The organism is Streptomyces sp. NBC_01788, assembly GCF_035917575.1.
In the GTDB taxonomy this organism is placed as follows: domain Bacteria; phylum Actinomycetota; class Actinomycetes; order Streptomycetales; family Streptomycetaceae; genus Streptomyces.
Genome location: NZ_CP109090.1, coordinates 4,278,706 through 4,291,466 on the forward strand (window position 1 = coordinate 4,278,706; position 12,761 = coordinate 4,291,466).

General features: G+C 69.8%; 13 protein-coding genes and 2 pseudogenes. 7 read left to right on the forward strand and 8 right to left on the reverse strand.

All coding sequences use genetic code 11. The features are described 5' to 3' along the window. Window positions 1-29: 29 nt before the first annotated feature. From OIE49_RS19385 to OIE49_RS19410, 6 genes and pseudogenes are all read right to left on the reverse strand, one after another. A complete protein-coding gene (locus tag OIE49_RS19385; protein WP_326803413.1) occupies window positions 30-887 on the reverse strand; it encodes a serine/threonine-protein kinase in 858 nt (285 codons plus the stop codon). Then, entirely contained in the window at window positions 884-2,698 is a 1,815-nt protein-coding gene (locus OIE49_RS19390) for an ABC transporter ATP-binding protein (RefSeq protein ID WP_326803414.1), read from the reverse strand. Before OIE49_RS19390 ends, OIE49_RS19385 begins: the two co-directional genes overlap by 4 nt. Before the next feature lie 404 nt (window positions 2,699-3,102). Further along, a complete protein-coding gene (locus tag OIE49_RS19395; protein WP_326803415.1) occupies window positions 3,103-3,519 on the reverse strand; it encodes a YeeE/YedE thiosulfate transporter family protein in 417 nt (138 codons plus the stop codon). Beyond that, a complete protein-coding gene (locus tag OIE49_RS19400) occupies window positions 3,519-4,157 on the reverse strand; it encodes a YeeE/YedE family protein (protein WP_100568448.1) in 639 nt (212 codons plus the stop codon). The genes OIE49_RS19395 and OIE49_RS19400 overlap by 1 nt, the downstream gene beginning before the upstream one ends. Before the next feature lie 1,017 nt (window positions 4,158-5,174). Then, on the reverse strand, window positions 5,175-5,315 hold the full coding sequence (locus tag OIE49_RS19405; protein ID WP_326806276.1) for a DUF397 domain-containing protein: 141 nt from the start codon (window positions 5,313-5,315) through the stop codon (window positions 5,175-5,177). Beyond that, window positions 5,272-5,819 (reverse strand): annotated as a pseudogene (locus tag OIE49_RS19410) (DUF5753 domain-containing protein); the annotation flags it as partial. The gene OIE49_RS19405 and the pseudogene OIE49_RS19410, both read right to left, overlap by 44 nt. A 2-nt stretch (window positions 5,820-5,821) precedes the next feature. Between OIE49_RS19410 and OIE49_RS19415 the strand changes: the two are divergent. From OIE49_RS19415 to OIE49_RS19435, 5 genes and pseudogenes are all read left to right on the forward strand, one after another. Continuing rightward, a pseudogene (locus OIE49_RS19415) lies at window positions 5,822-6,056 on the forward strand (ATP-binding protein); the annotation flags it as partial. A gap of 62 nt (window positions 6,057-6,118) precedes the next feature. Next, entirely contained in the window at window positions 6,119-7,153 is a 1,035-nt protein-coding gene (locus OIE49_RS19420) for a permease (RefSeq protein WP_326803416.1), read from the forward strand. After that, window positions 7,150-7,902, forward strand: coding sequence for a TIGR03943 family putative permease subunit (locus OIE49_RS19425; protein ID WP_326803417.1), 753 nt, complete (start codon window positions 7,150-7,152; stop codon window positions 7,900-7,902). The genes OIE49_RS19420 and OIE49_RS19425 overlap by 4 nt, the downstream gene beginning before the upstream one ends. Before the next feature lie 143 nt (window positions 7,903-8,045). After that, entirely contained in the window at window positions 8,046-9,224 is a 1,179-nt protein-coding gene (locus OIE49_RS19430; protein ID WP_326803418.1) for a sodium:calcium antiporter, read from the forward strand. 73 nt (window positions 9,225-9,297) lie between these two features. Beyond that, window positions 9,298-9,837, forward strand: a complete 540-nt coding sequence (locus OIE49_RS19435; protein WP_326803419.1) for an EF-hand domain-containing protein — start codon at window positions 9,298-9,300, stop codon at window positions 9,835-9,837. A gap of 188 nt (window positions 9,838-10,025) precedes the next feature. On the opposite strand, the gene OIE49_RS19440 is transcribed toward OIE49_RS19435, so the two are convergent. Continuing rightward, window positions 10,026-10,319, reverse strand: coding sequence for a hypothetical protein (locus OIE49_RS19440; RefSeq protein WP_326803420.1), 294 nt, complete (start codon window positions 10,317-10,319; stop codon window positions 10,026-10,028). Window positions 10,320-10,637: 318 nt separating this feature from the next. Here OIE49_RS19440 and OIE49_RS19445 point away from each other — a divergent pair, with 318 nt between their 5' ends. Together OIE49_RS19445 and OIE49_RS19450 are read left to right on the forward strand one after the other, a co-directional pair. Then, window positions 10,638-10,916 carry a hypothetical protein gene (locus OIE49_RS19445; RefSeq protein WP_326803421.1) on the forward strand — a complete coding sequence of 93 codons (279 nt, stop codon included), beginning with the start codon at window positions 10,638-10,640 and terminating at the stop codon, window positions 10,914-10,916. After that, complete coding sequence (locus OIE49_RS19450) at window positions 10,913-11,305, forward strand: type II toxin-antitoxin system VapC family toxin (RefSeq protein WP_326803422.1); 393 nt, start codon at window positions 10,913-10,915, stop codon at window positions 11,303-11,305. Before OIE49_RS19445 ends, OIE49_RS19450 begins: the two co-directional genes overlap by 4 nt. Window positions 11,306-12,007: 702 nt before the next feature. Here OIE49_RS19450 and OIE49_RS19455 read toward each other — a convergent pair. Next, window positions 12,008-12,574, reverse strand: coding sequence for a Uma2 family endonuclease (locus OIE49_RS19455; protein ID WP_326803423.1), 567 nt, complete (start codon window positions 12,572-12,574; stop codon window positions 12,008-12,010). Between the last annotated feature and the right edge of the window lie 187 nt (window positions 12,575-12,761).

Genomic DNA, 12,761 nt, shown 5'->3' on the forward strand with positions numbered 1-12,761 from the left:
CCGTCCCGAAGGCTCCCGGGGAGGACCGCTCACGGACTCGGGAGCACGGTGCCCAGGGCCTCGGCCAGTCCGGGGAGCGCGGGGCGGTTCGCCGGGTCCAGGCTCAGACAGGCGTCGACGACCCCGGCGAGCGTGCGCGGCAGTCGGCGGCGCGACGCGACCGGCGGGGCGGCCTCCTCGAGGAGCGGGCACCGGACGCCGCCCGCGCTGTCCTCGCTCCCGTCCTCCTCGCCCTCGGGGAAGGGCACGTCACCGCAGGCCGTCTCGTACAGCGTGACGCCGATGCCCCACACATCGGCCGCGGCCGACAGCGGCCCGCCGCGCGCCTGCTCCGGCGAGCGGTAGTACAGCGTGCCCGTCCCGCGCGGCGCGTACCCGGGAGGCCGGGCCACGCTGAGGTCGAGCACTTTGACGTGTCCGCGGTCCACGACGATGTTGGCCGGCTTGAGGTCCAGGTGGAGCAGCCCCCGTCCGTGCAGGTAGTGCACCGCGGAGCACAGCTGCACCCCGAGAAGCGCCACGTCGGTGGCGCCCGGCCGGCGCCGCAGCCGGCCGAGGAGATGCGCGAGCGTCTCCCCGGTCAGCGTCTCCATGACGACGAGCGGCTCGGGCTCCGTGAACGTCTCGTACGCGCGGGCCAGGTGCGGGTGGGTGAAGTCGCGCAGCCACCCGCCCTCCCGCAGCAGCCTGGCGCCCAGCCCCGGGTGGCCACGCAGATCGGGGCGCAGCACCTTGATGACGCAGCGGCAGGTCCGTTCCTCGCTCCAGGAGTCGTACAGGTCCAGCCAGCCCGTGCGGTCCAGGTGCCCGAGGATCTCGTAGCCGGGGACCGGGCGGGTGCCCGCGGGCAGCGGCGGCTCCACGGCCGTCCGCGTGGCGGCGGTCATGACAGCACCGTGCCCTGCGGCGGCGGCCCCGTGGGCGCGGCCGCGCTGTGCAGCCGGTGCAGCCGCGCGTACGTGCCGCCGCGCGCGAACAGCTCGTCGTGGGTCCCGGACTCGGTGACCCGGCCCTGGTCGAGCACCACGATCCGGGTGGCGTCGCGGACCGTGAGCAGATTGTGGGAGATGACGACGGTGCTTCGGCCTGCCATGAGCCGGCGCAGCGGGTCCATGATGCGGCGGCCCGACAGGGCGTCCAGGCCGGTGGTGGGCTCGTCGAGCAGCAGCACGGGCGCGTCCCTGATCATCGCGCGGGCGATGGCGAGCCGCTGGCGCTGCCCGCCGGACAGCATCCGGCCGCGCTGTCCGACCACGGTGTCGTAGCCGTCCGGCAGCAGCCGGATGAACTCGTCGGCGTCCGCGGCGCGGGCGGCCTCGACGATCTCCGCTTCGGTGGCGCCGGGCCGGCCGTAGGCGATGTTCTCCCGCACCGTGCCGTGCAGGACGAGCGTCTCCTGGAGCACCACCGCGACGCTCTCGCGCACATCGGTCAGGGCCAGCTCGCGCAGATCGGTGCCGTCGAGGCGTACGGCGCCCCGGTCGGGGTCGTAGAAGCGCAGCTGCAGCTTGGCCACCGTGGACTTCCCGGCCCCGCTCGCGCCCACCAGGGCCAGGGTCTCGCCGGGGCGGACGCGGAACGACACGTCAGACAGGGCCCAGCGGGAGGTCTCGGGATAGCGGAAGGACACCCCGTCGAACTCGACCTCGCCGCGGGCCCGGCCGATCCGCCGCGCGTCCGGGGCCTCGCGGACCTGGGGCCGCTGGTCGAGCAGCTCCACGATGCGTTCGGCGGAGGCGGAGGCGGCGTAGAAGGCGGGGCCGAGACGGGACAGGTCGCGGACCGGGCTGTAGAGCTTGCCGATCAGCGCCAGGAAGACCAGCAGCCCGCCCAGGGTGAGCTGTCCCTGGGTGAGCTTCCAGGTGCCGAGTCCCATGACGGCGAGGCCGCCGCACACCTCGATCAGCTCCACCAGCGGCCGGTAGACGGCCCGGATGCGCGTCGAGGCCATCGCGGCGCGGAAGCGGCCCACGTTCTCGCGCTCGAAGCGGCGCTGCTCCCAGTCCTGCCGGTTGTACGCCTGCACCAGGGTCACGTTGCCCAGCGACTCCTCGGCCACCGCGCTGAGCGAGCCGCTGCGGCGCGTGCGTTCCCGCGACGCCTGCTTGGTCAGCCGGGAGAAGTGGCGGGCGGCGCCCCAGAACAGCGGCACGATGACGATCGCGAGGAGCGTGAGGTCCCAGCTCAGATAGAAGAGCAGGCCGAGGAAGACGCCCAGTTGCAGCAGGTCGTAGAAGACGTCCGCCACGCCGGAGAGCAGGAACGTCTCGACGGATTCCACGTCCCCCGTGATCCGTGACAGCACGTCCCCGAGCCGCCGCCGTTCGAAGAATCCCAGCGACAGCCCCTGGACGTGCCGGAAGACGTCGGAGCGCAGGGAGAGCAGGAAGCGTTCGCTGACGTACGCGGAGGTCAAGTCGTCGGCGAACCCGAAGACGCCGGAGAGGAGGATCAGCCCCACGTAGGTGGGCGCGATCCAGACGAAGGGATGCAGGTCCCGCGGGACGAGCACCTCGTCCACCATGATCTTGAACAGCCACAGTTCGGCCGCGTCGACGAGGGGGCCCGTCGTGGTGAGCAGGAGAAGCGGCGCGAGCCAGCCACGGCGTCCTCGGGTGTAGGGCCAGAAACGCCGGAACACCTCACGCAGGGACAGCGGCGGGGCGGCCGTGACCACGCCCTGCTCGTCCGCCCCCACCGACAGCAGTCTGCTCAGGACGTACTGACGGAGCGGACCGGCTCCCTGGGGCTCCGGTCCGCTCCGTTCCGAGTCAGCTGGGGTGGCCAAAATCAGTAACCGCGACCGTGACCTCGCGACCCGCGGTTCCCGCGGCCGCCGTATCCGCCGTATCCGCCGTATCCGCCGCGGCCGCCTCGGCCGCCGTGTCCGCTGCGGCCGCCGTGACCGCCGTGACCTCCGCCGTGACCGCCGTGGCCACCGCCGTGATCACGGTTCAGTGCGGGGAAGAGTGCAGTGAAGATCGCCATGGCTTTCCTCCTGATGGAACATGTCTCGTAGGAGATACGTCCCGGATCAGGAATCGGATGGCGCCTTAGGTCAAAACGGGGCAAATGCTGCCCGGAGAGGTTTGACGCCCTCGGTCACAGCCCACAGGAGCCGCGGTCCAGGTGGAAGAACCGGGCGTTGGCCCAGCGGCACAGCCAGATGCCGACGGCGACACCGGCGATGGTCACCAGGGCGGGGAGATAACCGCCGGCGACCTGGATGATCGGGATCGCCGGGCAGCCGCCCGAGATCGCCCACCCCGTGCCGAACAGCACCGCGCCGGGAATCACACCGGCGTGGATGCGCCCGGGGGTCCGGCGCACCCGCAGCAGGGCGAACGCGACCACGATGATCGCGACGGCGCCCGCGAAGGACAGGAACATCCGCAGGTCCTGGAAGGTGAACATGCGGTTCAGCTCGGCGTAGTCGCCGAAGCCGATGTTGGAGACGGTGAAGCCGAGGGCCAGCCCGGTGATGATGTTGGCCAGCAGGATCGCGCCGCGGGTACGCATCAGATCACCTTCCACAGGAGGAACGACACACCGACGGCGGTGCCGAAGAACACGGCGGTCGCGACGATGCTGACCGGGCGCAACCGGCCGCAGCCGCTCAGCCCGTGGCCGGAGCTGCACCCGCCGGCCAGCCGGGTGCCGAAGCCGACCAGCACCCCGCCCAGGAAGAGCACGACGACCATGGTGACCGGATCGGAGGTGACCAGGTCCCGGAACGCCGGGCCCATGTCGTGGCGGATCTTGAACCGTCCGGACACCAGCGAGGCGATCAGGCCGCCCAGGAAGATCGACACCAGCAGGGCGGCCTGGGTGACGAGAGGGGCGGGGCGCTGACTGGTGACCGGTTCGACGCCGGGGCCGGGCGCGGGCGGCTGTGGGTCCCCGTACGGAGGCTGGGCCGAGGCCGGCGCGCCGGGCAGCGTTCCGAAGTGCTCCGCGGTGGCCGCGGCGAGGGCTTCGGCGAGCGCCTGGTCGTCGGCGAACTCGTCGTCCATCTTCTCCAGACGGCGTTCGCTGCGCCAGTGCAGCACGCGGTCCCAGGCGGACGACACCCCGAAGGACCGGTCGGTGGTGAGGGTGTAGTTGACGGTGACCAGGGCGAGCCCGACCGCGCCCGCCCACCAGGGCCAGTAGTTCATGCCGGACCTCTCATCCAGTCGGCGAGCCGGCCCAGCAAGCCGCGCTTCGGACCGGGAGTCCGCGCCGTGTGCGGAGCGGGGTGGTCCGAATGCCGGGGGGCCGGTATGTGGGGTGGTGACGGTTGGTACGTCGGGGCCGGTGCCGGGGGCGCCGCCCCGAACCAGGCCGAGCCCTCCGGTTGTCCGGGTCCGGGTGGGGACGGCTCAGGCGGGCCGGCCGGCACCGCCTGGGACCAGGCGCCCGGCTGCGGCTGCGGGTGGGGGTGAGCATGCGGCTGCGGCGGCTGCTGCTGCTGCGGCTGGGGAGCCTGCGTGGGGTTGGTCGCGCTGGACCGGCCCGTACGGATCTCGCCTTCGAGGTGCCGCGCCGTCGCTCCGTTGGGCAGCAGGCTGATCGGCACGCGCTCGCCGGTGCGTGACAACTGGTAGCGGGCACAGTCGTGCCACTGGTCCGTGCTGTCGCAGTAGTAGTCGCGCCACCCCTGCAAGCTCGCCCTGAGCAGGGGGAAAAGGGGGCATCCCACGGCGTGCGAGCAACCCACGTTGCTCCCTCCTGACCGGCGCGGACCGCCCGTTCGCAAAGGGGCGGTCGCCGTTTCTTGGTTCCTGTCCTTGCCACGCCCGATCGACGATCACAAAACGTTCGGGAATTCGGCACAGAGCCGCATTGTGACTGCCAGTCACCGCGTTCAGCCGAGATGGAACCACTTTTCCGATGCCCCGGGCAACCCGATCGGGTTTTCCGGTCGAACCACTTGACATTCCCTCAGTGAGATACGCCACGCGAAAGATCCATTCGCTTGCCTCTGATGTCCGGATATTTTCCGGCCGACAACCAGGGCTTTGATCGCGATCAGGTCACATGATCCCGCACGCTGCGGACGTGCGTCGGCTGTTTGTGGAGAGAGTGCGAATGTTCGACAGGGTTGTGGGGGGAGCGTGAGAATTGCAGGTCATAAATGAATTCGGCGACCGGGATCTTTCCCGGTCGCCGAATTAACGGACCAGCGCCTTACGTCAGTTCGATGCGGTGGTGCCGGACTTCAACTCGCCTATGAACGAGGCCCAGGAGCCGGCGCCGAAGGCCAGCGGGGGACCGTCCGGGACCTTGCTGTCACGAACGGGGACGATGCCGGGGAACGCGTCGGCCACCTCCACGCAGTTGCCACCCTCCTGATTGCTGTAGCTGCTCCTGCGCCACGCGGCGCCATGCAGATCGGGACGGGACATTCTTCCACGGTGGTTGCCCTCCCTCACGGATCGGATCATGCCGAGCGACATGAGCGGGGGCAGGGCAACTGCCCGTAGCCGATAGTAGGACAACGAGTACGTTCTGACCTCGGTCGGATCCTCGACGAGTTGGCCGTAGTGGGCGCCTTCCGTGTAGGCGATCTCCGTGTCGTCGGGCAGCGCGAGAATGGTCAACGAGCCGCCCATCACGCCGTGTTCGCCTTGATCGAACGGCAGTACCTGCACGGTGACTTGAGGATGTGCCGCGATTTCGAGCAGTCGTTCCAACTGCCCGCGCATCACTGCCGGGCCACCGCTCGGACGCCTCAGCACCGCCTCGTCGAGGACGACCCAGAGCACGGGGCGATCGGCTGAGTCGAGCCGTTTCTGCCGACCCGTACGCGCAGTGAGCCTTTCCTCCAACTGCGCCTCAGTTCGCTCTCCGGCTCGCCCTCGACGCGGCGACGGGCGTCATGCGTATCGAGGTGGCGGACGCCTCGCCCAAACACCCTCCGGCGACGGCCCCCTTCATCCCACCCCGACGGCGAGTCGGGCCGCGGCCTGCTCCTGGTGGACGCCCTGGCCCTGCGCTGGGGCTGGACACCTCGTCACCCTGTGGGCAAGACGGTCTGGGCCGAGGTCGGCGGCCCTTCCGGCAAGGCCGGCTGAGCATCGTCCGTCAGTTCGGGGCCCGCTATGTTGACGGGAACATCCGACAGGTGGGGCACGGCATGCAGAGATCAGAAGAGCGGGTCGAGGAGGCCGAGTCCGCCGACGCGGACGGAGCGGCGGGGGACGACGCCGCTGCCGGCTGGCCCCGTCACTGGCCGCTGCTGTTGCTGGGGGCGGCCGTCGTTCCCGGCACGGTGCTGTACCTCGGGGGCCAGTGGATGGAGACGCCGGCGATGCAGGCGTGGCGGACCGTCTGTCTTGCCGTGACCGTTCAGGCGCTGCCCTTCCTTCTGCTGGGTACGGCCCTTTCCGGTGCCATCAACGCGTTCGTGCCGGCGGCGGTGTTCAGCCGTGCGCTGCCGAGTCGGCCCGTGCTCGCCGTGCCGGTGGCCGGCGTCGCGGGAGTCGTCCTGCCGGGCTGTGAGTGCGCGTCGGTGCCGGTGGCGAACCGTCTGATCGGACGGGGTGTCACACCGGCAGCCGCGTTCGCGTTCCTGCTGTCGGCGCCCGCGATCAACCCCGTGGTGCTGACGGCCACCGCGGTGGCCTTCCCCGGGCAGCCGGCCATGGTCGCCGCCCGGCTGCTGGCCTCGCTGGGCACGGCGCTGGCCATGGGCTGGCTGTGGCTCTGGCTGGGGCGGGCCGAGTGGCTGCGGCCGGTCGTGCGGCACAGCGGGCACCAGACGGGTGGCAGCCGGTGGCGGGAGTTCCGGACCGGCTTCCAGCACGACTTCCTGCATGCGGGCGGCTTCCTGGTGGTGGGCGCGATGGCGGCGGCCACGTTCAATGTCGCGGTGCCCCGCTCCGTGCTGGACGCGTTCTCCGGTTCGCCCTGGCTGTCGGTGCTGTTCCTGGCCGGGCTGGCGATCGTGCTGGCGGTGTGTTCGGAGGCGGACGCGTTCGTGGCGGCCTCACTGACCGGGTTCTCGCCGGTCGCACGGCTGGCGTTCATGGTCGTCGGCCCGATGGTCGACATGAAGCTGATCGCCCTGCAGGCGGGGACCTTCGGCCGGGCCTTCGCGGTCCGGTTCTCCGCCGCCACGGTGGTCGTGGCGGTTGTGTTCAGCGCGCTGATCGGAGGAGCACTGCTGTGAGACGCCCGCTCCAGATGACCTTGCTCGTCCTCAGCGGCGTCGGCCTGCTGCGCGTGTCCCTGTTCACCGACCTGTACCTGCGGTACGTCAACGAGGGGATGCGCGCGCTGCTCATCGCCTCCGGCGCCCTGCTGGTGCTGCTCGGCGTGGCGGACGCGGTGTCGTACGCGCGACGGCGCGAGGACGACGAAGACACCTACCGCGACGACCACGACGGTCACGGGCACCACCACTCCGGCGCACCCCGTGCCTCGTGGCTGTTGTTCCTCCCGGCGCTGAGCCTGCTGTTCTACGCTCCGCCCGCCCTCGGCGCCTACACCGCCTCCCGCCAGCCGCCCAAGGCCATCACGCACGAGGACGACTTCGACCCGCTGCCCGCGACCTCGCCGCTTCCGATGACGCTCTCGGACTTCACCCGCCGTGTGCAGCAGGACCGCACGCGGGCCATCGAGGGGCGTACGGTCCGGTTGACTGGTTTCGTCACCTCCGGCAAACAGGGCGACGGCTGGACCCTGACCCGGATCGTCATCTCCTGCTGTGCGGCGGACGCCCAGTCCGTGAAGGTACGGATCCACGGCACCCCGGCCCCGCCGGCCGACAGCTGGGTGGCCGTCACGGGCACCTGGCACCCCGGTGGAACGCTGGGCACGAGCTCCGCGCCCGCCGCGCTCGACGCCCGCTCCGTGGAGAAGACCGACAAGCCGGCGAACGCGTACACCGACGCCCTGCCGCTCACTCCCCCGAGGTGAGGCGGGCGCACGCCCTGGGGGCGGTGTGCACCAGTGCGCCCGGCTGTCACTCGCCCTCATCCCTGCTAGCTTCCGATTGATTGGCGCTGGCCAGGCCCCCACGGGGCCTGGCCAGTCCGTTCTGCTCAAGGGGGAGCAATCGGATGACGTCCATTCTCATCTTCGCCGCCGGAGTGGCGCTGCTGATCTACAGTGCCGAGAAGCTGATCACCTACCTGGTCGGCGCCGCGCGCGGCCTGGCGATCTCGTTGTTCCTGCTGGCCATCGTGTTCACCGGGATCGAGTTCGACGACCTCGCGTTCGGTGTGGTGCTCAACGTCGAGGGCCTGGAGGACGTCGCGCTCGGCGTCGTCTTCGGAACCGTCATCTCGCTGTCGGGCCTGGTGCTCGCGATCGCCGCCCTCGTCGCGCCCTGCCGGGTGGAGATCCCCAAGGACTACATCGCGTTGTTCGCGGTCGCTCCGTTGATCCTGATCGTGCCGGCACTGCTCGGCGAGTTGGGGACCGTCTTCGCGATCGTTCTCGTCCTGCTGTTCGTGCTGTTCGTCGCCTACATCGCCTACCGCGAGTCCCGCCGGGCGGTGCCGACGTTCAGAAGCACGGAAGTACTCGAAGCGGTGGACAGTCCCGAACTCGTCGGCGTCGCCGCCGGGACGGCCGGGGGCGCGGGTGGTGGTGCCGGGGACCGGGACCAAGGCTCCGGTGGCCTCTACGAGACCGGCCAGGTCGGCGCGGCGAAGTCGGCCAACCGGCCGGGATGGATGCTGCTCGTACTGGCGCTCCTTGCGCTGACCGGGATCGTCGTCGGCGCCTGGATCATGACGAAGGGAACCGAGGGCATCCTGGAGAACTTCGCGATCAGCGGCACTGTCTTCGGGGCGACGATCGCGACACTGGTGCTGTCCCTGGAGGACATCTTCCTGACCGCGGAGCCGGCCCGGCGGGGCGCGCCCGCGATCGGTGTCGGCAACGTCATCGGCAGCGTCGTGTTCTCGGTGACCGCGAAGGTGGGCATCATCGCCCTGGCCGGCGGCGCGCTCGTGATCACCCCGGAAATCTTCAGCTGGCACCTGCCGGCCCTCGTGGCGATCAACGGGTTCGCCGCCTACGCACTTCTCACCGGGCACCTCAGGCGCTGGCACGGCGCGGTGCTCCTTGTGGCCTACATCGCCTACTGGGCCATCAGCTTCTCCGTGTTCGGGCTGGTTCCCGTCGACGACGCCCCGGGCTCCGACGACGACGCGCGGCGACCGGGCATCGAGGCACCCGCGGTCCCGGGCGCGGCCGCCCATGCCCGCCCCGTATCACTCGGTTGGCAATAGGTGCGCGACCCGTCATCGCCGAAAGTGTCGATAGTGTGACGGTCCGTGTCCGAACCACCTGGAGATCTCCGAGATGACCACCTCCGTGCAGCTCGACCGCATCAAGACGCGCTTCGACAGCTGGGACGTGAACGGCGACGGCCGCATCGACAGGGCCGACTTCGACGCCGAGTCCAAGCGCATCCTGCGGGCCTTCGGCGAAGCTCCCGGCTCCCCGAGAAGCCGCGTGCTGAGCGACGCCTACCTGGGCATGTGGAACTTCTTCGCCGGAAAGGCCGGGATCGACAAGGAGAACGGCCGGCTGACCCCCGAGCAGTTCCACGACATCGTCAAGGAACACGTCCTGGAGAACGGCGGCACGGACTTCGGGAAGGCCATCAAGCCGACCGTCCAGGCCATGATCGAGCTGGCGGACGTGGATGACGACGACCAGATCAGCCCCACCGAGTTCAAGACCTGGCTGGACGCCATGGGGGTCGAGAACATCGACCCGGCCGACGCGTTCCGCCAGATGCAGACCAACGGCGACGACCAGCTCTCCGCCGACGAACTGGTCCAGGCCGTCCGCGCCTACCACAGGGGCGAGATCGACGTCCCCCTGCTCGGACACTGAGCTGAACCCCGACACACGCCGCGCGGGCTCGCCGCTGAAAACAGGTGAGGCACCTACTGAACCCAGTAGGTGCCTCATCGTCTGCCACTGTCCATGCCGACCCGTACCCGGCGACAGCCGCGTCAGACGTACGTGTTCATCCAGCACAGCGCCCAGCTGACGAGGAAGACGCCCATGGCACGAACTCGTCAGGGCATGCCGCTGCCCTGCCGATGACGACCCGTGTGGCTCACCATCATCACGATGAGGCCGGTCAGCGCAAGCGGGCCGAAGGACAGGAGCCGGATGTCGGGATCGCTGCTCACCAGCCCGACGATCACCTGCAGGCAAAAGGCGAAGGCAACCACCAACTGACCCCAGCCATAGAGGCGAACGCGGCGGACCAGACGCCGGTTCCAGGGGAGTGCCCAGCCACGCGTAATCGCCGCTGCGCCCGAGGTGGCGAAGAACACCGCCACCAGAACAGAAGGTATGGCGATCACGGTCCCTCCCTGCGCGCCGGACCCACGCCGGACGCCCCGGTGATCATCACACTCGCCGCACGCCGCGTCCACGCCCTTCCGCAGCCCCGACCCACCTGACCGGCCGGACAGTCCCGGCTACGCCAAGGGCGGCCCCCAACTCACGCCAATGAAGCGGGGCCGCCCTTGCCCAACCGATCCACAACAGAGCCCTGTCTGGCCCCCGGGCACGACAGAGGCCGCATACGGAAATCCGTATGCCGCCTCTGACCAGCGTCGGCGTGGCGGGATTTGTCCAGGGGCGGTACCCAATAACAAAAGTTTTGTTAATTTGGCTCTATGGCCACCACTCCCGAACCCGCTCCCGGCGAAGGCCCTGTCCGCCCGGTCTCCGTCTCCCTCCATGAAGGCACCATCGCCGCCCTGAGGGCACGTACCGGCAAGCGCGGCATGTCTGCTTACGTCGAAGCCCTCATTCAGCGCCAGCTGGAGCGCGACCGCCTGCGCGAACTCATCGAAGACGCAGAAACCGAACACGGCCCCGTCGACCAGGCAGCGGTCGAGGCCAAGCGAGCCGTCCTGCGTGGTGACACCGCGGGCTCGGCGGACGCCGTGTGAGCGGCACCCTCGTCCTGGACTGCGAGGGCCTGTCCAAACTCGTACGCCGCTCACCCGAGCTCACCGAGTGGCTGGCTGCGGCCGAGGCAGAGGACATCCGCGTCATCACCAGCTCCGTCACCCTCGTTGAAGCCCGTGACCCCAAGATCAACCAGGCCCGCTTCGACTACGCCGCCTCGCGCGTCAACATCCTCCCGCCCACCGAAGCCATCGCCCGCCACGCGAGCAAGCTGTTCGCGGCAGCCGGCCTGCACGGCCACAAACACGCCCTCGACGCCCTCGTGGCTGCCACCGCACTGGCCTCCCCCTCCCCAGTGACCGTCCTGACGTCAGATCCCGAGGACCTCCACATGCTGTGCGGCCCCGGCGTCCACACCATCAAGATCTGACGCAGCGCGATGCCGGGTCGGCGGAGACCGTTGACTCGCTGCCGCTGGAGAGCTACCCGGCCCTGGTGTCTGCGGCCCGTCGCGTGTGGGGCTTTGGCGCCTTGCTCGTCGAGCGGACCCGGCGTCGGCATCGGCTCTCGCCGCACGCACCCGCTCACTCCCCGGGAGTGAGTTCATGATCCACTCCCCGCTCACTCCCGGAGGCTTCCCGGGAACGCATCAGGCCCGGTCTCCTGAGAAGGAGACCGGGCCTGATCTGGTATTTCACCTGTCGGGGTGGCGGGATTTGAACCCACGACCTCTTCGTCCCGAATGAGGTCCGGTTGCTGACCTTGCCAGCTCGGATGGCGTTTGCCCTGGTCAGAGCGTCGGGTTGGCGTGGTCTCGAGTGGTCTCGAAGGGGCTCGGAGAGTGAGTCGGCTCCCCGATGGCTCCCAGAAGGACCCTCATCTGCCACCTCAGGCTGGTCGGCGCCGACGGACTGGCGATCCGCCTTCTGGCGCGCGTGCACTGGGGCGGTCGGCAGAGATGAGACCTGCGCATTACGAGGGCTGGTGGGGGTGTGCCGGGTGGTTCCGGACGGTGCTCCGCTGGGCGGATCTGTCTGGTCAGAGCCCGTGACAGGTGTCGCGCGGCCTTCTCAGTGATGCCCTGCGCGGCACCGTCCGCCCACGCACAGCGGACCACTCGGCAGCATGTGGGTCAGATCTGCCCGAGGTCGATCTGCACCGGGAAGGGGGCCGTGACCTTGAGGACGCCGGTGAACACGTCCCCGTCCCGGTAGGTCTTCGTCGCAGGGTCGAGCACGTAGGTATACACCAGAGGAACACCTGTCGCGGCCTGCTCAATCCGCCAGTAGAAGCCGATGCCTGCCTTGGCGTACTGGTCGACCTTCACGACCCGGTCGGTGGTCTCCGAGCCCGGTGATACCACCTCCGCCACCAGCAGTACGTGCTCGGGCCGGGTGGGCGTGACGTCGATCGTGTCCGCGCGGTACACCACGATGTCCGGGCGGCGATTGGTCAGCGGGACGTCCTGGAGCCGGACGTCGAAGTCCGTGTCCGCGTTCCAGTCCGGCCCCGCGGCGGCATCCAGGGCGTTTGCCAGGATCCGGGCCAGCCGGTTGTGCCGCTTGGACGCACTCGGGCTCACGACGACCATCCCGTCAACGATCTCGATGCCGGCGCACTGCTCCTCGGACCAGGACTCGTACTCCTCCGCCGTGATCTGCTCGTGCATCCACGCCGGGGCCACCATCTCGGCCGTCATGAAGCACCTCCCGGACACTGTGCGGCGGGCCCGATCCCGCTCGGTTCAGCGTACTGTCTCCAGCCCGTCGGGCACTCTGCCTCACGGCTATCGGACATCGGCAACATGCGTGCTGGCCTTGTGGGCGACGCCACCTCCGGAGCTGCGCCGCTGATCAGCGGCGGCCTGCGCTGCCTCGCTGCGGTCG

What these genes read in the sequence shown, in the direction of transcription:
- OIE49_RS19400 (WP_100568448.1), bottom strand. Translation starts at nt 4,157, where the DNA reads ATGAACTACTGGCCCTGGTGGGCGGGCGCGGTCGGGCTCGCCCTGGTC.
- OIE49_RS19420 (WP_326803416.1), top strand. Translation starts at nt 6,119, where the DNA reads ATGCAGAGATCAGAAGAGCGGGTCGAGGAGGCCGAGTCCGCCGACGCG.
- OIE49_RS19435 (WP_326803419.1), top strand. Translation starts at nt 9,298, where the DNA reads ATGACCACCTCCGTGCAGCTCGACCGCATCAAGACGCGCTTCGACAGC.
- OIE49_RS19455 (WP_326803423.1), bottom strand. Translation starts at nt 12,574, where the DNA reads ATGACGGCCGAGATGGTGGCCCCGGCGTGGATGCACGAGCAGATCACG.
- OIE49_RS19395 (WP_326803415.1), bottom strand. Translation starts at nt 3,519, where the DNA reads ATGCGTACCCGCGGCGCGATCCTGCTGGCCAACATCATCACCGGGCTG.
- OIE49_RS19385 (WP_326803413.1), bottom strand. Translation starts at nt 887, where the DNA reads ATGACCGCCGCCACGCGGACGGCCGTGGAGCCGCCGCTGCCCGCGGGC.
- OIE49_RS19430 (WP_326803418.1), top strand. Translation starts at nt 8,046, where the DNA reads ATGACGTCCATTCTCATCTTCGCCGCCGGAGTGGCGCTGCTGATCTAC.
- OIE49_RS19445 (WP_326803421.1), top strand. Translation starts at nt 10,638, where the DNA reads ATGGCCACCACTCCCGAACCCGCTCCCGGCGAAGGCCCTGTCCGCCCG.